This is a genomic window from Streptomyces sp. NPDC007346, assembly GCF_040703535.1.
In the GTDB taxonomy this organism is placed as follows: Bacteria; Actinomycetota; Actinomycetes; order Streptomycetales; family Streptomycetaceae; genus Streptomyces.
Genome location: NZ_JBEYKR010000012.1, coordinates 43,097 through 63,777 on the forward strand (window position 1 = coordinate 43,097; position 20,681 = coordinate 63,777).

21 protein-coding genes are annotated in these 20,681 nt (G+C 70.6%); 3 read left to right on the forward strand and 18 right to left on the reverse strand.

All coding sequences use genetic code 11. The annotated features are described in order from the left end of the window. Positions 1-31 precede the first annotated feature (31 nt). Together AB0917_RS06255 and AB0917_RS06260 are read right to left on the reverse strand one after the other, a co-directional pair. The gene (locus AB0917_RS06255; protein ID WP_366818300.1) at positions 32-217 is read right to left on the reverse strand and encodes a hypothetical protein; all 186 of its coding nucleotides are present in this window, start codon (positions 215-217) and stop codon (positions 32-34) included. Positions 218-246: 29 nt separating this feature from the next. After that, on the reverse strand, positions 247-789 hold the full coding sequence (locus AB0917_RS06260) for a hypothetical protein (RefSeq protein ID WP_366818301.1): 543 nt from the start codon (positions 787-789) through the stop codon (positions 247-249). Between the two features lie 132 nt (positions 790-921). Between AB0917_RS06260 and AB0917_RS06265 the strand changes: the two genes are divergently transcribed. Continuing rightward, entirely contained in the window at positions 922-1,152 is a 231-nt protein-coding gene (locus tag AB0917_RS06265) for a hypothetical protein (RefSeq protein WP_366818302.1), read from the forward strand. 64 nt (positions 1,153-1,216) lie between these two features. Here the strand turns inward: AB0917_RS06265 and AB0917_RS06270 are convergent, their stop codons facing one another. The 10 genes from AB0917_RS06270 to AB0917_RS06315 all read right to left on the reverse strand — a co-directional run bounded on the left by AB0917_RS06270 (position 1,217) and on the right by AB0917_RS06315 (position 12,823). Next, entirely contained in the window at positions 1,217-1,597 is a 381-nt protein-coding gene (locus tag AB0917_RS06270) for a hypothetical protein (RefSeq protein ID WP_366818303.1), read from the reverse strand. Further along, positions 1,594-2,172, reverse strand: coding sequence for a hypothetical protein (locus tag AB0917_RS06275; protein ID WP_366818304.1), 579 nt, complete (start codon positions 2,170-2,172; stop codon positions 1,594-1,596). The genes AB0917_RS06270 and AB0917_RS06275 overlap by 4 nt, the downstream gene beginning before the upstream one ends. Then, on the reverse strand, positions 2,169-2,978 hold the full coding sequence (locus tag AB0917_RS06280) for a hypothetical protein (RefSeq protein WP_366818305.1): 810 nt from the start codon (positions 2,976-2,978) through the stop codon (positions 2,169-2,171). The genes AB0917_RS06275 and AB0917_RS06280 overlap by 4 nt, the downstream gene beginning before the upstream one ends. Then, positions 2,975-3,685, reverse strand: coding sequence for a hypothetical protein (locus tag AB0917_RS06285; protein WP_366818306.1), 711 nt, complete (start codon positions 3,683-3,685; stop codon positions 2,975-2,977). Before AB0917_RS06285 ends, AB0917_RS06280 begins: the two co-directional genes overlap by 4 nt. A 35-nt stretch (positions 3,686-3,720) precedes the next feature. Then, the gene (locus tag AB0917_RS06290; protein WP_366818308.1) at positions 3,721-4,428 is read right to left on the reverse strand and encodes a hypothetical protein; all 708 of its coding nucleotides are present in this window, start codon (positions 4,426-4,428) and stop codon (positions 3,721-3,723) included. Between the two features lie 98 nt (positions 4,429-4,526). Next, positions 4,527-4,745 carry a hypothetical protein gene (locus AB0917_RS06295; protein ID WP_366818309.1) on the reverse strand — a complete coding sequence of 73 codons (219 nt, stop codon included), beginning with the start codon at positions 4,743-4,745 and terminating at the stop codon, positions 4,527-4,529. A 9-nt stretch (positions 4,746-4,754) separates the two neighbouring features. Beyond that, entirely contained in the window at positions 4,755-6,140 is a 1,386-nt protein-coding gene (locus tag AB0917_RS06300; RefSeq protein ID WP_366818310.1) for a hypothetical protein, read from the reverse strand. 14 nt (positions 6,141-6,154) lie between these two features. Continuing rightward, positions 6,155-6,457, reverse strand: coding sequence for a hypothetical protein (locus tag AB0917_RS06305; protein WP_366818311.1), 303 nt, complete (start codon positions 6,455-6,457; stop codon positions 6,155-6,157). 7 nt (positions 6,458-6,464) lie between these two features. Then, positions 6,465-6,920 (reverse strand): hypothetical protein, encoded by a 456-nt coding sequence (locus tag AB0917_RS06310; RefSeq protein WP_366818312.1) that lies wholly within the window; start codon positions 6,918-6,920, stop codon positions 6,465-6,467. A gap of 77 nt (positions 6,921-6,997) precedes the next feature. Continuing rightward, entirely contained in the window at positions 6,998-12,823 is a 5,826-nt protein-coding gene (locus tag AB0917_RS06315; RefSeq protein WP_366818313.1) for a hypothetical protein, read from the reverse strand. A 590-nt stretch (positions 12,824-13,413) separates the two neighbouring features. On the opposite strand from AB0917_RS06315, the gene AB0917_RS06320 reads away from it, so the two are divergent. Next, positions 13,414-13,872, forward strand: coding sequence for a hypothetical protein (locus AB0917_RS06320; protein ID WP_366818314.1), 459 nt, complete (start codon positions 13,414-13,416; stop codon positions 13,870-13,872). Positions 13,873-13,979: 107 nt separating this feature from the next. Here AB0917_RS06320 and AB0917_RS06325 read toward each other — a convergent pair whose 3' ends face one another. The 3 genes from AB0917_RS06325 to AB0917_RS06335 form a co-directional block, all read right to left on the reverse strand. Continuing rightward, positions 13,980-15,275 carry a hypothetical protein gene (locus tag AB0917_RS06325; protein ID WP_366818315.1) on the reverse strand — a complete coding sequence of 432 codons (1,296 nt, stop codon included), beginning with the start codon at positions 15,273-15,275 and terminating at the stop codon, positions 13,980-13,982. A 134-nt stretch (positions 15,276-15,409) separates the two neighbouring features. Beyond that, the gene (locus AB0917_RS06330) at positions 15,410-16,237 is read right to left on the reverse strand and encodes a hypothetical protein (RefSeq protein ID WP_366818316.1); all 828 of its coding nucleotides are present in this window, start codon (positions 16,235-16,237) and stop codon (positions 15,410-15,412) included. Positions 16,238-16,313: 76 nt separating this feature from the next. Next, positions 16,314-16,955 (reverse strand): hypothetical protein, encoded by a 642-nt coding sequence (locus AB0917_RS06335; protein WP_366818317.1) that lies wholly within the window; start codon positions 16,953-16,955, stop codon positions 16,314-16,316. A gap of 434 nt (positions 16,956-17,389) precedes the next feature. Between AB0917_RS06335 and AB0917_RS06340 the strand changes: the two genes are divergently transcribed. Continuing rightward, positions 17,390-17,920, forward strand: a complete 531-nt coding sequence (locus AB0917_RS06340; protein ID WP_366818318.1) for a hypothetical protein — start codon at positions 17,390-17,392, stop codon at positions 17,918-17,920. On the opposite strand, the gene AB0917_RS06345 is transcribed toward AB0917_RS06340, so the two are convergent. The 3 genes from AB0917_RS06345 to AB0917_RS06355 form a co-directional block, all read right to left on the reverse strand. Beyond that, complete coding sequence (locus tag AB0917_RS06345) at positions 17,863-18,690, reverse strand: cupin (RefSeq protein ID WP_366818319.1); 828 nt, start codon at positions 18,688-18,690, stop codon at positions 17,863-17,865. The two genes, AB0917_RS06340 and AB0917_RS06345, sit on opposite strands and share 58 nt — an antisense overlap. Positions 18,691-18,728: 38 nt before the next feature. Continuing rightward, entirely contained in the window at positions 18,729-20,354 is a 1,626-nt protein-coding gene (locus tag AB0917_RS06350) for a major capsid protein (RefSeq protein WP_366818320.1), read from the reverse strand. A 108-nt stretch (positions 20,355-20,462) separates the two neighbouring features. After that, a complete protein-coding gene (locus AB0917_RS06355) occupies positions 20,463-20,654 on the reverse strand; it encodes a hypothetical protein (protein ID WP_366818321.1) in 192 nt (63 codons plus the stop codon). Between the last annotated feature and the right edge of the window lie 27 nt (positions 20,655-20,681).

Here is a 20,681-nt window from a genome sequence, read left to right on the forward strand (position 1 = left end):
ACCAGCGACAGAAGTCAGGATATCGGCATACCTATCGGGCGCCCCTGAGCGCGGCGTCCTCGGCCTCCAGCCGGGCCATCAACGCCTCGGCCTCGGCACGGGCCACTCCACCCGCTCGCGGACCCTGACGGCGCGGGGGCGGGGTGCCCTTCGGGGCGGTGTAGAGCTTGGCGTGGATACGGGCGCGCTCCGCCTCATCCTCGGCCGTCTGGTACATCGCCGCCTCAGCCGCGTTGAGGAGCCGCCTCAGCGTCCACGTGCGCGGGTCGACCCCATGGAGCGCGAGCTGCCCGTCCCACGAGTCCCAGGCGGCTTCGATGCTGAGGAGGAGCCGCTCGACTGTGTAGGAGGGCGCTGGCCACCGGAGTACAGCTCGATGACCCACTCCATCAGCTGCACCAGCACACGGTCCGGCAGACGCAGCCTGTGCACCACCTGCGCATCTCCCAGCTCCTCCGCGCGGGCTGTCGCCTCGTCGAGGTCGAGATACGAGTCGATCACCTCGCCGCCCACCTGGACGTCCACCCGCAGGAGCAGGTCCGCGGAGTCCTCCAGCATGAGCTCGGAGAGGAACTTCCGTAGGGACCGTGAGACCCTCCGCAGCGCGTCCGGCTGCACGTCCGCGAGCTTGTCGAGGTCGACGCCGCTGTCCCGTTGTGTCTCCCGGAGCGCCTGGTAGGCGTCCATGAACTGATCGCCCATGACCTCGGGCTGGAACCGCAGCTCCAAGTCATCGCCGATCTCGGCGACGTGCGGCTCCTTGTTGATCGCGAAACTCTTCGTGGCCACGATGGCCCCCTGGGGGTGGTAACCGGTGCCCGGCCCAAAACCAGCGGCGGCAGAAGGGTAGCCGAAGACCCGGTTCCGCAGATTTTGCTCAAATCGCGCTTACCAGCTCAGTCCTGACGGAATGCCTGCGACATGAACCCCTTCAAGAAGAAGCCCAAGAAGTCCACCACCACCTCCACCCGCCGCTCGTCGAGCGGACCGGCACAGGGAGGAAGTCAGGTCATCGACCACGCGGCCAGCACGTCCAGCACCAGCGACTACGGGTCCCCATCGAGCAGCTGCGGCGGAGGCTCCTCGCCCTCGCCGTCCTCCTCGTCCTACGACTCCGGAGGCTCCTCGTCCTGCGACTCCGGGAGCTTCTGAGCCCCTGCCACGTGGGGCCCGGCACCCGGCGGCTGACCGCCCCAGGCGCCGGGCCCCACACGCGTTACAAGGCCTCCCGCATCGCGCGAGCGAGGAAGTTATTCGCGGCGTTCCCCGGGTGGTTCACCCGGGCCGCGTACACCGTCCGCCCACCGGCCTGGAACCGCAGCGCCCTCGCCCGCCGGGGACGGATCACGTGGGGCCGGGTTCCGTTGATGACGTAGAGGGACGCCGGGTGGGTGGACGTGATGACGGCCTGCATCCCCCGCCCGGTGCCCTCCACCCTAAGAGTGATGCCCCGGCCCATGCTGCCGGGAGCCAGCTGCTGGGCACGCCGGACGACCGGCGCGGCACGGCGGCGCAGCAGCCGCTCCCCGATCCCGCCAGGGCGACGCAGCGCCCGCTCAATGAACCGGCTGTCGATACTGACGTCCACGCTGGTCATGGCGAGACCTCCTCAGGGCACGGGGCGCAGCCGGGCAGGGCCACCGTGACCCGCTGCTCGATCCCGACGCACCCGCCCTGCGGGCCGATCAGGCGCTGGGCACCCATCACGAACCGCCGGCCACGCCTCCCACCCGTATGCGGCAGGCAGCACATGACCGCGTTGAAGACCGTGACCGAGTCGATGTGCGTGACCGCCGCCGCGGCCGACAGCTCCTCGCACGTCGGGGGACACCCGTTCTCGTCGATCGTCGGGACACACCGCAGGAGAGTGATCACGATGTCGACAGCGGTCGTCGGCGGCAGGGCACATCCGCGTAGCCCACGCACCTCCTGGTCCTCCACGGGGAACTGGGTGCTCGGGTAGATCCGGGCGACGTGAACCGTGAGCTGCCCGCCGGCCGCGTCCTCGCCGCAGGGGTCGGCACACTCGTCCCAGGCCGGCAGGCCCGGCACGACGCAGGCCCGGCACGGGCACCCGGGCTGCTCGGCGATCTCGGCCGCCGCCTGGTCCAGGGCCGCGCACACGCAGCCGAGGACGGCCTCCGTGATGTCCCGCAGGGAAAACGCCCTCATGGCCATGTGGTCCTCCTCGGCCTCCGGAAGTCCGGGGAGTACACACGGGACGCCGACGGCTGCCCGTACGGGTTCACCGCCGACAGCCACAGGTCAGCGAGCGGCAGCCCGGTGCGCCCGTCGGCATAGACCTGGAATGGGTCCGGGCGCTCGATCTCCACGCCCTGCCGCTGGACCCTGGTCAGGTTCGGGTTGGCGCGGCACCCGCAGCCGCCGCCCGGGTTGCAGCCCTTGAGGAGGTGACAGGTCAGCTCGCTGACGGCCGCGATGGCGGACTCGTCAAGCCGCAGCCCGGTGCGGTAGGTGACGCACAACGTCCCTTCGGCGCCGCAAGGGGCGGCCATGTCCTGGCAGGTCGGCCAGCACTCCCCGTCAGTCCGCACGAGCAGGTTGGCCGCGTCGACGCGGTAGGCCTCCGGGGCCAGGGCCTCGCCGTCCTCCAGGACCTCCACGATGTCGTACACGGGGCCATCGAGGCGCATCTCGCACAGCTCGGTGCACGAGCACGACGACGTGCACCCACACACCGCCCCGTTCCTCCATACGCCGTCAGGCCCCTTGTACGGCACCCACCCACCGGTGGACTGCCCGGCGAATGCCCCCGCACCGGCGGTGCCTTCGGCGCACGCCTGCTTGCAAGGGCGGACGGTGATCGGGCAGGAGGGCCCCCACCTGCGGCCGGACAGCCGGAACAGAATCTGACTGGCCACCCGCGCCCACTTCTCGATGACCGCCTCGTCCAGGTCCTCCGGGAGCTTGCAGCACAGGTCTACGGGCCAGGGGTCGCATACGTCCGGTGCGCTCACGGCCGGACACCGGCCCTCTCGTACGGTGACGCGGCCGGGAACTGGCTACGAATGTAGGCGCCGACCTGCCCGTGCTCGAAGCTATCGGGCATGGTCGACAGCCAGGACAAGCCCCTCGGGTAGGCGCTGCCCCGTGTCAGCACCTTCGGGTCGGCCACCCGACTACCCCCGATCTGCCAGTAGTTGCCGTACAGGGTCCTGGAGTGCGGGTACCGGACCCTGTTCGCGATCTCCCACACCTCCAGGTACCGGGCCTTGTTGAGGAGCATCGGCATGTGCAGCTCGTAGGACAGCGGGCGCTCGATCCCGAGGTCGGCGAGGAGCCCGGCCGTCTGCCGCATGCCCATCAGGTACCGGCCGGCTCGCACGCGCCGCAGGAAGTGCTGCTCGACGTCGGCCAGGAGGCCGCGGTGCATCGGCGGCACCCTCTGTACCTTCCTCATCGCGAAGAAGTCGTCGTTGAAGATCAGGAAGTCGTCGGCGACCCCGTCGTGATCGACGGCCGCCTTCCAATTCGCCCTGGAATTCTCGTACTTGGTGGCGGTCTGTCGGGTCGGGATGTGCCCGACACCGACGACCCACGGCGGGATGTGCCCGGCGATCCACACCTGTCGGTGCGGCACATTCGCTGCGATCGCCCGCAGCGCGTACCGCAGCTCAGGGTTCCGATCCCCCTCACGGACAGGGATCACGATGTCGGGCAGCACCCGCCGCTCCTCTCCTTGTCGACGTCAGCTAGCCATCAGGGCGAGACTTCGCACAGCTCCCCCTCGACAGGCAGGTACTCCGTGTCCGGCTCCGGCGGCTCGATCGTGGTGATGAAAGTCCTGCGGTGACAGCCACCCGGCAGCGGGGCGAGCATCGGCCCGGGGGTGCCGGCGGCGTCCTGGGCCATGACGTCGTAGGGGCCAACCCCCCACTTCCCGTCCGCCTTGGTCGACCCGGTCAGGGTGAAGTTCACGCCCTCAGAAGCGAGTTCCAGGTCGCCGATGATGCCGTTGGTGACCCAGGGCAGCAGGAAGTATTGCCATGCCCCCTCGCTGGTGTCCTCCTCCGGGCACACGTCCTCACCGAGGATGTCCGCCCACAGCTCCATCGCGAACCCGGTGCGGCAGGGGATCGAGCAGGAGTCGAAGCCGATCGGGCGGCCGTCGTAGTCGTAGAAGACCGGCGCGCCGGTCATGATCTCGATCAGCTCCGGCGACGCCTGGTAGAACACCAGAGTGATGTCGTAGCCGTTGAGGGTCGGGCAGCCCTTCTTGAAGCCGCACTGGCGCCCGTTCGCGCCCTTAAAGGACACGTCCTCGCCCTCTTCGATGTTCGCGGCCATGCCGAGCGAGGCGAAGCAGTCGGTCACGTACGCGTTGTCAGGGCCGCAGACGGGGCGGCCACAGCCGTTGACGCGCGTCACCCTGAAAGTATTCGCGTTGGCGATAAGCGGGGCGGTCATACGGGCCTCCACCAATGAATGGATGGCCCGGCCCAGAACCAGCAGCTCCCTACGAGTCTAGCCGTGACCGGGCAAGACCACCCGGTCACGGCCACGGCCTATTTCCCCTTGGCGCGCCGGGCCTTCGCGGGCGCCGCAGCAGGGGCGGCCGCCTTCGCCGCAGGCTCCGGCGGCAGGGGCACGATCTCAGCGCCGGTCGCCGCCAGGTACTCCGCCTGCGTCACCTCCCGGTACCCCTCGGGGATGGTCACCGGGAAGACGCCGGTGTCGCCGCTGACGGCCATCGCGCCGCCGGTGTCGGACAGGTAGTACCGCATATCTGGCTCCTAGCGGGTCATAGCGATCAGGTGGGTGTCGGTGATCCACTGATGGATCGTCACGGTGCCGGCGGTGACCCGGATAGCCGGGTAGACGCGGACCGCGTAGCCGGTGTGCGGGGGCAGCACGACGGCCTGAGCCGTGGAGAAGGTCACCCGGCGGCGCCCGGCCGGGCCGGACGGGGTCAGCTCGCTGTACATCAGATACGAGGCAGCACCGCCGCCGTCGATCGATACCGCGTACGCGAGATCGAAAATCGCCCCGGCAGTCCACGAGACCTCGGCATGCCCGGTGAACTCCGTCGAGAAGGACAGCCCCCGGCAGGTAGTCAGCGAGTCCGCCTCATAGGCGCCCTCGGCCCACGCAGTGCCGTCGATGATGACCACGGTGCCGGTGGCCGGCATCTCCGGGGTACCCATCGGGTGGAGCTGCTGGTAGGTGATCGCGGCCGAGGTGTGCTCGGGCGGCGTCCACAAGGCCCCGCTGCCCGGGTCGCACTTGAGCGTCGAGTTCGCCGCCGCGTCGCAGTCCCAGTCATCCGTCCAGGGCTGCTCACCGGCGACGGGGAAGGCGGTGAGCGGGGCCGCTGCCGTGCCCTCGCCCTGGAGGCCACAGCCGACCTCCAGCGGCTCGGCAGCCGCCCCGGGCGGGACGAGGAGCCCGCCATCGGCGCCGTAGACGAGCGTGTTGCCCGCGTCCGCCGAGGGGCGGGCCGTGATGACCCCGGTGGCCTCGTCGTACCCCGCGCCGTCCCCGGCGGAGAAGCAACCCCTGATGTCGGCGCACTCCAGGCTCAGCCCGTCCGGCCCGGACTGGATGAGCTGGTCCCCGCCACCAGGCGGAGCGGGGTCGAGGATGACCGAGCTGGTGACCACGTACGGATCCGCTGCGGTACCGGCGCCGGTGACCTCGGTGTCCACGGTCGAGGAGTCGGCCGCCTCGATCGCCGTGGGCTCGGCCGCGTCGGCGGCCGGAGTGAACAGGCCGCCGTCCGTGCCGATCGAGGTGGTGTTCCCCGCATCGGCCGATACCCGCGCGGTGATGACCCCGGTGGCCTCGTCGTACCCCGCACCGTCCCCGGCCGAGAAGCAGCCGCGCACGTCGGCGCACTCCAAGGACAGTCCGTCCGGACCTACCTGGATGAGCTGGTCCCCGCCCTGCGGCGGCGCGGGATTCAGCTTCACATCGGCGGCAACGTTGTACGGGGCGCCCGCCGTCCCGTCACCGGTCAGCGTCAGGTCCACGGTGTCCGTGTCCGTGACGCCAAGCGCGGTCGGGGTGGACTCGCCGCTGATGACATAGGGGGTCGACGAGGAGCCGTCTCCTTCGACCGTGACGCCGGGCCCGGCCGTGACGGTGCAGGAGCACCGTGCGCGCTGGCAGCAGGTAGCCATCGGTTCCTTCTTCCTCACGCCTCGACGGCGTGAACGTGGACGGTGACGCCGGCAGCGGGAGCACCGACTGCCAGCACGCCGATGCCGAGGAGCGTGACCCCGGCCGAGACGTCGACGTGGATGGTCGTGGACGCCGCCGAATTGGCGGCGATGCGGGTGGATCGGAAACCCGCCCCGGCCTGGACCGTGGAGGTCACGACCGGCGGGGCAGCGAACGGCGGCGACCAGGTGACGGCCAGGTCGCCGGACGCATTAGTGACGCCGACGGCCCGCGCGGTACGCGGGGCCGTCGGGTTCACCTGCCCGTCAGTGCTCATCGCCTGCTCACTGCGAGGTCCACAGGACGTGCCACGACGCCCCTGGGGCGGCGCCGTCGATCGTGAGCGTCCCGGTCAGCTCTGCGTCGCCCTGGTCGCCGTCGACACCCCAGGAGAGGGACGAGCCCGCAGGCACGGTGAGAGCACCCTCGGCGGTCGTGACCGTCACCGCGCCCGCGAAGACGAGGAGGGTCACCGACTGCGTACCGGCCTGAGCGGTCAGGTCCCAGTCGGTGTCCTGGACGGCGTGGACCTCGACGGCGACCGGCACCGCCGGGGCGGCCTGGCACGTCGTCACCGTCCCGGCGACCGTGTACGGCGTCGTGCCGTCCAGGTCGGTGTCCGTGGCCGTGACAGCCCCGGCCTGGTCGGTCGAGTAGCGGCGCAGGAACGGGACGACCGTCCCCGCCCCATCGTCGTCGCAGAGCGGAACGAATTCACGGTCGGTGTTCGCGACAGACACGCTGCCGACAGTTCCGGACATACGGATGGCCTTCCTCGAACGGCGCGCCCCGGGGGAAGCGGGGCGCGCCTGATGGGTCAGGTGGCGGTGGCCGTCGTGAACGCGACGGTGACCGTGGCTGCGTCATGGCCCGCTGTGATGGCCAGCGGGCCGGACAGGACGCTGTCGGCGTCACGGGCGATGGACCAGCTCACCGACTCCCCGGCGTGGAGAGTCGACGTGCCGTCAACGGTGGTGATCACGCCCGGCCCGTCATGGGCGGTCGCCGTGACCGACTGGAGCAGCGGCACGCTCGCCGCCGACCAGGTCCCACCCGCCGTCAACTCGACGCGCCGCGCCTGGACGATGGCAGCCGGCTCGGCGCCCTCGACCGCGCACTCGGCCGGGGCGACAGGGGCGTACGGGCCGGTGTAATCCGGGAGGTACGTGCCGATCGTCGTCAGCGTGCCCGTGGCCGTGTCGACGGCGAGCAGCTCGACGTAGTCGGTGTCCCCGACCCCGTCGCCGTCGGTGTCGTCACACCGGCACTGCTCGACGACGTGCTCGCTGCTGCTGCACGTCCCGACCGTGCCCGCCGGGGCGTACGGCGTGATCCCGTCCAGGGCGCTGTCCACCACCGTCGGGGTGAGTTCTCCGGCGAAGTAGACGAGGTGGCGCAGGAACGGCACCGGCGGTTCGCCATCGATCAGGTCGCAGAGCTGCACGACCTCGACGTCCGGTGTCGGCTCGGGCTGCTCCGCCTCCGGGCACAGCCCGATGTGCGTGCCGCCAGGCAGTGCCACCGGCCCCCAGGTCTGCGGGTCGACGTAGTTGACGCCGGTCCGCTCGCCCGTCTCCGCGTCGTAGCGGACCTCAGCGAGGATCCGCTGAATGGAGCCGCCGCTGTTGTTGTCGATGACGCACATCGGGAGCTGCTCGACATCCACACCCGGCGCATGGTCGTCCTGGCACCGGCCTACGGTCCCGGACGGGGTGTAGGGCGCGAAGCCGTCGAGGGCCGTGTCGATGACGACGGTGACCTGCCCGGCGCTGCCGTAGGTCAGGTGCCGCAGGAACTGCACGCTGCTTCCATCTGCCTGGACGTCGCAGAGCTCCAGGACCTCCACGTCCAGGCCGACGCCGCCACCGCCGCCGCAGCCGGTGCCGCACGGCACGAGGTCGCCCTCCGGGGCGTCCGTCTCCACACCCTGCGGCGTCAGCCACGAGACGCTGATGGAGCCGTCGCACTCCTGGGTGTAGACCTTCGTGAACTGGGTCTCCTCGCAGGCCTGTGCCGGGCCGAGGATCCACTGCTGGCCGGCCGCGTCGGCGATCGTCATCGCCCCGTACGCGGTACCGGTGCCGCCAGTGGACCCGACGAACCAGGCGCAGCCCTCGGCGCTCATCGCGGACCATGTAGCGCCGCCGGGGTCCAGATTGGTCAGGGCGAGCGCCCAGTTGCGGTGCATGCCCGGGTTGGCGGCGGTGCCATCGCCGCACGGGCCGCCGTTGAAGGTCCGGCCGCCGCCCTCGCCGATGACCTCCTCACCGTCCACGATCCAGCTCGTGATGGTGAGGCCGCCGGTCGTCGGCTGGCACGGGAACTGACCGTTCGGGCCCTGGACGCTGCCGCACTTCCCGGGGACCCCGCCGATCAACGAGGTGTTGTCGTAGCCGGCCTCCGTGCGCGTGACGGCGCCCACGCACTCCGTGGAGAACGCGACCGGGCACGGAGGCTCCTGGCACAGGACCAGCTCAGCACCGGCCGGGAGCTCCACCTCCTCCCCGGTCGTCGGGTCGGTGAGCCGCTGCTCCGTACGGTCTCCGGACTGGTCGTCATAGACCCGCTCGACGAGGACCTGGCGGACGATCTCGCCGTCGGCGTCCTGGATGCACAGGACGCCGGACTCGACGTCTACGCGCTGCTCCGGTGGCGGCTGCTCGCAGCACTCGGCGACCGGCTCGCACTGCCCGACCAGGCCAAGCACCTCATACGGCTCACCGTCCAGGGTGGTATCCACCACGGCGACGGTCTCGCCGGTCTCGCAGTCCACGACGGTGCGCCGCATGAACTGGACGGTCGCCGTCATCACGATGTCCAAGCGGCCCTGCACGTAGTTCGGACCGGCCGAGTCGCGGACCTCGATCTCCACGACGTTCGGCCCGGCCGTGACAGGGATCTGCGCGGTCCCGGACGTCGCGGGCTGGTTCCACTGCCCGTACATGCCGGCGTCGACCCCGTTGACCCTGACCCGGGCGCCACCGTCACCCCGGAACCCGGCGGACGTGACCACCGCGATGCCGTCCTCCGGCGCCGTGAAGGTCTTGCGCAGGACCCACCTGTGCGGGGCAGTGTCGTACCCCGACCAGGAGACGCCCGCCCCTGCGCTGAGGTCTGAGCGGGCGCCCATGAGCGGGCTCCCCGCAGGGTGCGGGGCGTCATACGGGAGAGCGGCCTCCGCCGGGTGTGTCGGGTCGACACCCGTGTAGCTGACGACCTGCCACCCGTCCGACCCCGGCCGGTTCGCCGGGTCGAAAACGGTCACGGCCTCCTGGTCGGCGGTGTCGCACAAGAGCGTGGAGGAGGAGTCTCGGCAGGGCTCCGTCGTGATGCCGCCGTCTCCGTCGCCACCGCAGACGGTGACCTCCCCGACAGGGGTGTACGGCTCGCCTTCGAGGTTGGTGTCCGTCCTGGAGATGACGGCACCGGAGCAATCGCGGCACACCGTGCGCAGGAAGGTCGTGGACGACCCGGGTACCGGCGCGTCGAGGGCCAGCCCGACCTGGATCAGGCCGGGGCCGCGCCCGCCGGTGCTGCTGCCGGACGGGACGATGGGCAGTTCGGTGACGGGCTCCGGGAAGAAGAACACGGACTCGTCGGCTGCGGACGACTGGCCGGTGATCTCACACAGGAGGCGGTTGCTCTCGTTCCATGTGTGGTTGGGGCTGATCGACTCGACGATCGCCCCGTCCGGGACGACGAAGCACTCCGTCGGGGTGATGTTGAGGCCGCGGAGCCCGAACCGCACATACACCGGCTGGTCGAACGTCCAGAGCTGGGTGCCGTCCGCCGGGTAGAACGTGTAGTGCCCCTGACCGGGCCCCCACTCCCCGACGTTCACCGAGTAGCCGACGCCGTTGGGCAGCGTGCCGGTGACGGGGCTGCCGTCGCCGTACGACCCAGCCGGGCCGAGTTCGGCGAGCGGGATCGTCTCGTAGGCGATCTCCGGGTCACCAGGCGACTCGTCCGGCTGGACGTCGCACAGGGTCAGCGTCTCGCAGCTCGTGCACTCCGAGCCGCTCCCACCGCCGGTGGCCTGGCACTGGCCGGGCTCGCCCTCCACGGTGTACGGCTCGCCGTCCAGGGTGGTGTCCACCACGGTCAGGGTCTCGCCCGTCTGGCAGTCCGTGACGACCGTCCGCAGGAACTGCTGTGCGCAGCCGTCCTGCTGGAACTCGTACTCGGCCGTGAACTCCGAGAGGGCCCAGGCGGCGCCCGTGTTGCCGGTCTGGTCCCACGCCTCGACATCGAGGGCGACGACGATCTGCCCGGCCTCCAAGAGCTCGGCGGGGATGTCCACGGCGGTCGCGCTCATGGTGCGGGCGGTGCCCGCCGGCGTGCCGCCGAGGATGCTGCCGCTATCGGCGAGCCGCTGCCCGGTGTCCGTCCGATGGAGGCGGAGGCTGCCCGCGTAGTTCACCGCCGACGCAGACGGCCCCTGGTTGAGGGCGTTGACCGAGACGGTGAGGGAGACGGTCCCGCTGTCGCACGCCGGGCGGTCGGCCTGGAGCGTCGCGGCAAGGCCGGTCAGCCACTGGGTCAGGGTGCAGCCTCCTGCACCGCTGGAGTGCGCGGGGGCGATGACGCTGCCGCCGTCCCACAGCGGCTGCCCGCCACCCGGGAGCGGGTTGACGCAGCGGATCGGGTCACTGTCCCAGGGGTAGGGCGCGGCGTCGGTGTCCGTGGCCGTCGGGGCCCCCTGGCCGCCCTCGGTGGGGAGGTCGCACAGGAGGATCGTGGAGGAGTTGCGGCACGGCTCCGTCTCCTCGGCCGGGCACGGCACGATCTGGTGTCCGGCCGGGAGGGTGTTGTCGTACCGGGTGCCTTGCGGGTTCAGGTAGTAGATCGTGGCGCCGTCGTCCTCGATCACGCGTGTCCACGTCATCACGACCGTCGGGGCCGCGTTGGCGACGACGCATACCTCCTGCACAGTCCGCCCGCTCGACCCGGAGCCTTCACCGGTGCAGGAGCAGCAGCCTTCGGGACGCAGGGATACGGCCGCGAAGGACAGCGCGGAGCAGCTTGCCCCGCCGCCGGTGTTCCCGACCCGGTAAGACCAGGTGACCGGCGGGCCGTCGTAGTACATCTCTCCGACGCCGTTGCTGGCCGTGGGCCGGACGGTGGTGCCGTCCCAGTACGCCGTGCCGCCCAACCGGGACGGGGGCGGCGTCAGGCCGGTGACCGGCTCGAAGGTGTCGAAATCGATCAGGTCGCAGCGGACGTACGTCGCGGCGTCCTGGAGGACCTGGTCCGGAGCGAAGGTGTAGGTGGTGGGGTTGGCATAGCTGTAGTTCGGCGGCGTCGACGGGCACGCCCCGGGGTTGTAGCCGCTGCTCGTCGTGACCCGGACCGTGCCGACGGTGTCCGGGTCATCGATCGGCGACAGGCTGAAGATGAGGCCGCGGCCTGCTGCGCTGTCGGGGTCGGGCTGGATGTCCACGACCTCCCACGGCACCTCAACCATGGCCGGCACGCCGCCGCTGCCGCAGTCCACGACCTCGACAGGGGTGTAGAGGGTGGCGCCGTCCATCGTGGTGTCGCGGGTCTCGACGAGGGCGCCGGTGCAGTCGTGCACCAGGTGGCGCAGGAACGGGACGGCGCACCGCTTGCCGTCGTCGCCGGGCTCCACGTTGGGGTCGAGGTCGCACAGGCGCAGCGTGGACACCGTCGAGGCGCACGGCTCCGCCTCCGGGGGGTGGCAGACGCCGACCGTGCCCACCGGCTCGTACGGCGTGCCGTCGAGGAGGGTGTCCGTGGTGTCCAGCACCAGGCCGGTGCAGTCCCGGCACGTCGTACGCAGGAACGGGACCGTTGCCGGGGTGAGGAGGAACGAGCCGACCGAGCGCTGGGCGATGGCCGGGGCGCCGCTGGTGCCGTCGCTCGCAAAGGACAGCTCCGTGACCGGGCCGGGGTGCTCGAACCGGGACTCACCGTTCGCGGATGCCTGCCCGGCGCCCGTGGCAGGGGTCAGGGTCCGGGTCGCCGGGTCGTAAGCGTGCGCGGGTGACAGGTCGACCAGCTCACTGCCCGCCGGCATGACGATCCGGCCGGTGGCGGTGCTGTTGATCCCGACGCGGGCCGACCAGCTCACGGCCGCCGGGCGGTCGAGGGTGAGGACGAACGGGCCGGTCGCCGTTACCGGGAACAGGCTGATCGGGAAGAAGTCAGGATTGCCCCCGGTCGTGCCGCTGCTCGTGTGCCAGCCGACCCCGTTGGACGCGGTCCCGGTCCGGGCACCAGACTGGGACGCGGCCACGAGGACCGGCGCGGCGGCGGTGACCAGCGGGGTGTCGCACAGGGGCAGGGTCTCGCACGCGGTGGGACACGCCGGCTCGTCCGGGCACACGCCGACCGTCCCGGCCGGGGTGTACGGGGCCCCGTCGAGGGTGTAGTCGCTGTGCCCGGTGATCTGACCGTTCTCGTCGCGGGCGTAGTCTCGGAGGAACGGGACCGTCTGAACGGTGCCGGACTCGTCGTCGTTCACGTCGCAGAGCTGAACCATGTCCCGCTCCGGCTGCTCCACCCCGGCCGGGCACGTCCTCACCTCGCCTGCCGGCACATACGTCTCGCCGGTGACGGCGTCGACCAGGCGCACCGAGGCGATCGAGCCGTCGGCCGCGTACTGGTACTCGACGAGGACCAAGCCCAGAACTGCGCCGTCCTCCGCGACGTCACAGAAGGTCCCGTTCGTGGTGATAGACCGGCTATCCCCACACGAGATCGTCCCGGCCGGGGGCGCACCGGCCGAGAAGGCGCCCGAGGTGAGGTTGATCCACCCCTCCGACGTAACCGTGGTTGCGCAGTCACGTACGACGGTGACAGCGATCGGTGTCCCGTCGGCCAGGCACAAGCCGACGGTCGCCAAAGGCTCGGTCGGAGAGTCACACGTCTCGACATCAGGACCACAGCCGCATCCACCTGAGCCGCCAAAACCGCCACCGACAGGCATGGTCAAATCCCCGCATTTTCAATGTAGTTACAGGTCGCAGCAGTAGAATTGGCACACAAAGACCCCCGCGACGGCTGGCACCGTCCGGGGGCGTGGCCAGACCTAGAGAGAGGTCCGACATGGACAACCGTACGTGCCGCGTCACATTCGCAGACGGATCTGACTGCATCCGAGCGGTCACTAACCATCGCCGGTTGCTGTGCAGGACGTGCTACCAGTGGTCGCACAGGAACGCCGGGGCCGATCCCGAGGGCCGTCCCAGCGCGAAGGGCAACGGCGAGCTCATGGCCGAGATTCGAGCCGCCGCGATTGCTACGACGGACGAGTGCGTGATGCTCACCGGCTGGGTAGGCCGGCCAAGCATCAAGTACAACGGCCGGGGAATGTTCGTTTCCCGAGCCGTGTGGATGATCGCCAACGGGGACCCCTGCGACCTTTGGGTCTTGCACTCCTGCCACCGTGGTGACGTGGGCTGTGTGAATGTCCGCCACCTCTACCTGGGCGATCAGACCCGGAACATGCATGACATGGACGCCGCCGGACGCCGTGTTCCACCACGCGGTCTGCGAGCGGCGCGAGCCGTTCTGGACGACGCACAGGTCCGCGACATTCGGCGCCGCTTCGTACGGGGGAACCGCTGGAACCCGGGTAATCGTCTGGCGCTGGCCGAAGAGTTCGGGGTCGTGCCATCGCTGATCTCCGACATCGCCAACGGCAAGCGAAAGGCGTGGGTCGCGGGTTGAGGAATCCGCACCGCCCTCCGCCTGGTGGCGGGGGGCGGTGCTGCCTCCGGCAGGCATGTCGTCTCGCTCTCGGTCAGGCCAGCAGTAGAAGAGGTGGCGGGCGCGGCTCAGTCGCGGATCTTCAGAAGGCGCACTCGCGTCGCACCGTTGCTGTCGGACCCGCCGGCTTCGGCGGCTGAGAGGGTGCCGCCGGTCTCGACGGCCATGAGGTGCAGGCGCACGGTCCGAGGACCGGTGGAGGCGGCGTACTCCGTCATGAGGTGAGCCGTCCCGCCCTGGTGCTCCTGCCCGGCCGGGGAGTTGATCGCGGCGAGCTGGGTGAAGCTGGTGAGGAGCTGGCCGGTCGTCTCGTCCTGGAGCCATCCGAGGAGGTAGCCGCTACCGCCCGTCTCGGTGCCGAGCGCGTACCGCACGTCAGCGTCGACGTGGTAGACCCCGGCCTCCGGCAGGACGATGTCCGACGCGGGTACGGGGACGTCCTGCCCGACCTGGGCCAGGAGGTTCTGGTGCTGGCCCTCCGCGTTCACGAAATCGGACACCATGGCCAGGCGTGCCCCGACGGCCCAGGTGTCCGGGCAGCCGGGTGTCTCGGTGACGTCGATGTCCACGGACCGCTCCGGGCCCGCCGCCCCGCCGGAGCCGACCCCTTCGAGCACGGCACGGGGGACGAGCAGACCGCCGTCCGTCGTCTGGGCCGCGTTACAGGGGTCGGGGTCCAGGGTGAGAGCGCTGCCGGTGTCACACGGGCCGGCGGTGCCCTGGACGGTGTAGGGGTTGCCGTCGAGGTCGGTGTCGACGGTCGACAGGACGGTGCCGGTTGCACAGTCCGTGATCACCGTGCGGAGGAACGGGACGACACAGTCCGCCGGGTCCGGCGCGTCCAGCACGGCCCAGGTGAAGTTTCGGGCCTCCCACGTCTTCTGTGAGCCCTCGTCGTACGTCTCACGGTCCAGGTAGACGGCCCCCTGCCCGGCGGCCAGGAGGGCACTGTCGATAGCCGCCGTGACGGTGAGGGTGCGGACCGCACCGGCGGGGGTCTCCTGGGAGGCGGTCACGGCGAGGATCATGCCGTCCGCCAGCCCGAGTTTCAGGTACCCGTCGGTGATGAAGCCCTTAGACGGCCCAAGGTTCTCGACGTCGACGGACGCGGTGACAGTGACCTGCCCGTTGTCACAGACCGGAAGTGGGGCGGTGAGGAGCGCAGCGACCGCGCGATGCGTCTTGTCGGTGCCCCCAGTGCCGGCGGTGTCGGCGGGGAACGTGAGGGTGCCGCCGTCCCACAGAGACTGTCCGCCACCAGGCAGGGGCGCCTGCCCGGCGAAGTTGTACCAGGGCGCGGGGTCCGTATCGGTGGCCGTGGGCTCGCCGGCCGGGTCACCGAGGGAGACGTCACAGAGCTGCACGGTGCTCGCCGTGCACGGCCGCGGCGAAAACAGGCACCCGTCACTGCCCTGGGTAAGCGCGTTGTCCGGGTCGGTTGAGATACAGGGGGGCTCACCGCCGTTACTGAAGATGACCGGGGGGCAGCAGTCACAGTTCACGACACATCTCCGACGTCGCAGGGGGCCAGGAGGTTGATGTAGACGGCGGCCCCTTCGGGGAGGTCGACCGTGAACGGGCCGCACAGGGAGCCCGGGGCACAACTCCCCGCCGGTGACGACCAGTTGAACGCCGCGCCGCATTCGCTGATCACCGTGACGTTGCCCGCGCAGTCGGTCACCGTCACCGGCCCGCACACCACGGTGACGGCCAAGGACTCCGTACCCTCCGGCATGACCCAGGTGTCCGGGCCGCTGTAGCCGAGGAGCTGCGGGCACATCGGGACCGGGCGGCACTGCCCGCACTCGCCGACCTCACCGACCGGGGTGTACGGGGTGACCGCGTCCAGCTCGGTGTCGAACTGGTCGGTGACCTGCCCGGTCTCGCAGTCGTACGTGAGGAACCGGAGGAACTGGGCGCTGCTCCCGTCCGGCTGGTAGTCGCAGAGGGGGACGGCCTTCGTCGGATCGTCGCACGGGCAGTCCCCGCAGTCGATGGCCTCCCCGGCCGGGGTGTACGGGCTCGTGCCGTCCGTGCCGGTGTCCGTGGAGGCCGTGACCGCGCCGTCGCAGTCGTGGACGAGGTGCCGCAGGAACGGCACGCAGTCGTCGCCGGTGTTGTCGCACAGGCGCAGGACGGAGACGGACGCGCAGTCGCTCGACGGACACGGCCCGGCACCGGCCGGAGCCGGACCTGCCGTGTAGGAGCCGGTGGCCGGGTCGATCCACCCGGCGACCTCCGGGTCACCGGGATCTGCTCCGTCGCACGCGCAGGCGGAGCGGAGGACCAGGAGTAGCGGGGTGCCGTCCTCCTGACACAGGGGCACGGAGGTGATGGAGGGGGCGCAGCAGGACGGGCCCGGATCGCTGCCCCCGCCACCGCCCGGCGCACAAGGGATGGGCTCAACCGGCATCCGGCGCCTCCGGGTGCTTCTGGCTCCGGTGCATGTCCCGGCCGCGCTTCGTCGGGAAGTCCCGTGGGCAGAGACCGCACGCGTACGGGGGGCCATCCGCAGCGAGGCCGCTTGAGTCTCCGCCCTCGCCCGTGGCGGGCTCCAGGGCGACGCTGTCCGGGGCGTACGAGGCTGCGGGGACCTCCGGGAGGACATCGCCCCGTACCGCCTCCCTCATGGGCCCCTGAGCTGTGTTGAGGGCCGCAAGCTCCACCGCCGTGAGAGCAGCGGTCATAGCGGCCTCGACGAGGGCCGGGGCAGTGCCGAGCGGGCACTCCGGGTGAGGGTGGACCTCTTCCCCGTCCTCCTCGTAGCAGAGACCGCACTCGAGGAGCTGGGCACCCGGGTTCGGGTTGCTGACGCCAAGGAGATCCCCGGGCGGCGGCGTCCCGGTACGGGCGTCCTCCTCCGGGGAGACGTACCGGCGTCCTTCCACGAGCGCGCCGACGAGCAGCTCCTCCGGCATGTCCGCGAAAAGAGGCGAAGGGACGGCGAAGTCGTGGGTGGTGACGGTGCGCACCTTCGGGGTCTGTGCGACCGCCCAGCGGGCGAAGTCCCGGCGCTGGCCGGCGGTGGGACGGATCTGGATCATGTCTCTACTCACGGGCAAGCCCTCCGAAACCGGTCCTGAACAGGCATTTCGTCGGTAGAGTGAGGGCACAAAGACCCCCGCGACGGGTGCAACCGTCCGGGGGCATGGCCGACTGCGAAGGAGTCGACATGACCCAGGCTACGTGTGTCGTGGTGTTTGCCGACGGCACCCCATGCGCCCGCCGCCGGAAGTACGCCACCGGCTGGTGCAGCCCCTGTGCCGCCTGGTCGCACCGCAACGGCGGTTCCGACCCGGCAGGCCGCACGCCGTACGGACGCGTGACGTCCTCGACCTGCAGAGTCACATTCGCCAACGGGAAGCTCTGCACGCGCACAGCCCGCTACGCGCCTGGTTGGTGCGTCAACTGTTGGAAGTGGTCCCGGACGCATGGCGCTCCCGACGCCCGGCCGTACGTGCGTAGCAACGGTGAGCTGATGGCCGAGCTGCGTACGGCGGCCCATGCCACAGGTGACGAGTGCCTGGTCCTCAGCGGGTACGCATACCGCTGGACCATCAACTACCAGGGTGAGCAGGTAAACGCCGCCCGAGCTGTGTGGAGGCTTGCACACGGAGACCCGGGCGATACCTACGTGCTGCACACCTGTCATCGAGGCGAAGACGGGTGCATCAGCATCCGGCACCTCTACCTTGGCGACGCAGCCAGGAACATGCTCGACATGGCCGAGGCGGGTCGTGGCACCAAAGCCAACCGAGGCGAGCTCTCGTGGCGTTCGAAGCTGACAAGGGATGAAGTTCGGCTGATCCGGCAGCGGTACGTCAAGGGCGCTCGGCATCCGCACCTGGGCAGCGCGCGAGCGCTTGCAGATGAATTCGGCGTACGGGCCAGCTACATCTCGACGCTGGCTTCCGGGAAACGTTGGGCGTGGCTTGACGCCGATGAAACTGGTCAGGGACACGTCGTCACCGCCACTGCGCACACCGTGCACGTGGTGCTCACCACGTAGGTGCGTTCGGCGAGTACCCGCCTGTCGTTGTATCGGTAGTCGACGGACGCCCCGGGGCCGTCCGGGATCATGTCGATGGGGCCGCGGCGGACCTGGAGCGGGCCGGAGATGTACAGCCACGCGGTGCCCGGGTCGGCGGGGATGCCGCCGGGCCCGGTGTTCAGCGCGCTGTAGCCGGCCCCGATGACCGCGCAGTTCCCGACGAGGGTCTCCAGCGAATCGCCCACCCGCGTGAGGACGTTGCAGCAGCCCAGGAGGGCCGCTGCTCCGGCCGGGACGTGAAGGACGCCGACACCGCCGTAGGACTCCGCCAGGCACCCTTCCAGGGCGGCGACGCCCTGGGCGATGCCGACGGGTCCGGCGGCCGGGGTGAGGTCGACGGCCTGGGCGGACAGGGTGTCCCGCCAGAAAGCCTCTTCCACGGCCCGCTGCTCGCCGAGTTCCATCGTGGCCCGTGCGTGCTCGATGGCCTCCTGGTAGGACCAGCCGATCGTGGAGCACTCCATCCCGGCGTACACCGTGACGGGCTGGGCGTCCTCGTACGTCGGTCGGCAGAACTCCTTGGGCGGGGAGGAGCCTTCCCCGGGTGACTCGTCGCTGCACCAGTCGGTGTCGTGGACGGGGCAGCACCCGAGGGCCTGCCACTCCACACCGAGCAGCTCGTGCGGGTCGGTGACGTCCAGGATGGTGGTGCAGCCGCCCAGGATCCCGTAGGGCAGTGGTACCCCGGGGATGGCCTCGACGCGTCGTCCCATGCCTGCGGGCGGCATGCACCCACCTCCTCAACTGCGGTTGTAGTTGGGGCGGTTCAGGCCGCGGGGCAGGCGAGTTCGGTCTGTGCTCCGGTGGCTCCGGACGGGCAGACCGGAATGGTGATCAGGCGGAGGTCCGGGCCCCGGTTGATCAGGGCCACGCACTCCTCGCTGAAGATCGCGGTGTAGTCGTTCGTCGAAAACTTCGTCGAGTCGTGGACGACGCCCAGCGAGATTTCGCCACCGCGGCCGATCTGGAGGGACCCGGCGATGTACATGAGCATGTCGATCTGGGCGGGCCAGGCGGTGGCGGGGTCGGTGCCGCCGATGTCGGCGGGGACGGCCGGGCCGAGCCCGCGTGCCCACTGGATACCGACGCCGAGCGTCGCGAAGAGGCGGACGAGCTGCGCCACGTTGACCTCGTCCAGGGAGCGGTTGGTCTGGCGGGCCAGGTCGGTGAGCATGAGGGCGCGGCTCCACCAGGGGAGTACGACTTCGATGTTGATGCTGTCGCAGAGGGAGTGCCGCTCGACCATGTCGGAGGACTGGAGGGCGATAGCCGCGTAGACGGCGGACAGGGCGCCGAAGGTCGCGGGGAGGGTGACCGGGGTGGCCTGGGCCACGGCCTGCTCGAACAGGTGCTGCCGGATGCGGAGTTCGTGGGCCACCATGACGGCGGACTGGTACCAGGCGACCAGCTCCGGGAAATGGCGCTGGGTGAGGATCCCGGACTCCAGGCAGACGCCGACGGCGTCGCAGCGGACTTCGAGCGGCTCCGGGCAGGGGATGGTGTAGCAGGGCTTCTCGGTGCCGGCGATGTCGTCGGCCTCGGTGTGCACGAACGTCATGCTGGCGACGTCGAGGGATGGGATCGGGAAGTACCGGAGCCCGCCTCGGGCGAGCTGGATCTCGGGGGCGTCCCAGAGCATTTCCGGGCACGCCACGTTCGCGAGCTCGTAGACGGTCTCGGACGGGGCGCACCAGCCGCCGGACGCGACGATGTCCCCGCCCTCCAGGCGGGACTGGTCCGAGGCCAGGATCACCGCGCGGGTGCCCTCGGTACCGGACGAGCTGTCGTTGACGATCAGCCGGTTATCGAACGGCAGCCGGTAGCTGGCAGTGAGCCCGACGCCGCCGCCCGCCGTCTTGAGCGCGTTGGCGCGGCGGATGATGCCCTCGGTGACGCCCTCCATGTCCAGGGGCTGGCCCGGCTGGTAGCCGGGGACGTCCACCGAGGCGGTGATCTCGGGGCGGGGGTTGGGGTCCGGGGGCAGGACACGGGGCTGACGGCTCCGGACGCGGGAGAGGTCCAGGGCCGGGCGGCGTACGACCGCCGCGGCGGTGACCGGCTGCTCCGCGGCCGGCTCCGGCTCCTCGGCTGCGGCCGTGGTGTCCTCGCCCGCGTCGGTGGCGGCCTCCGGCTCTTCCTCGCCGCCACGGACCTGCGCGGCCAGGGCGTCGATCTCGGCGGCGGCCTGCGTGGCCGCTTCCTCGCGGCTGGCCTGCTCCTGGCGGATGGCGTCGACGGCGGTCGCGAGCTGCCGGAGCTGGGCCAGGTCATCGCTCGTGACGGTGCTGCTGGAGGAGCGGGCATCGAATGCCTGGACGGCGCCGTCCAGGAGGGCGGCCAGGTCGTCGTCGTTGAGGGCGGTAATGTCCGCGGGGAGCTCGAAGGGGTCCACGGGCGGGGCTCCAAAAACGCTGGAGACGCCAGGCCCAGAACCATCAGTCGTCTGCTGGTGCGATCTTAACCCCCTGCCCTGTCGGGCAGGGGGCTGTCAAGCGGGGGGTTACGTGTCGGTGTACGGGGTGCTGTCGTCGACCGGCCGGACGGTACCGCCCGGCCAGCGGGCGGCCACCGTCTCTGCCTGGTCGGAATCAGGGGACCGGAACACGACCCGCCCGCCGGAGAGCACCTCATACCGCGTGCCGGAGGGCTGCGGCGGGGTGGTGCGGGTCTCGTGAGAGCAGTTGCAGGCCATGTGTCCGGCTCCTCCTTCTCGTCGCGT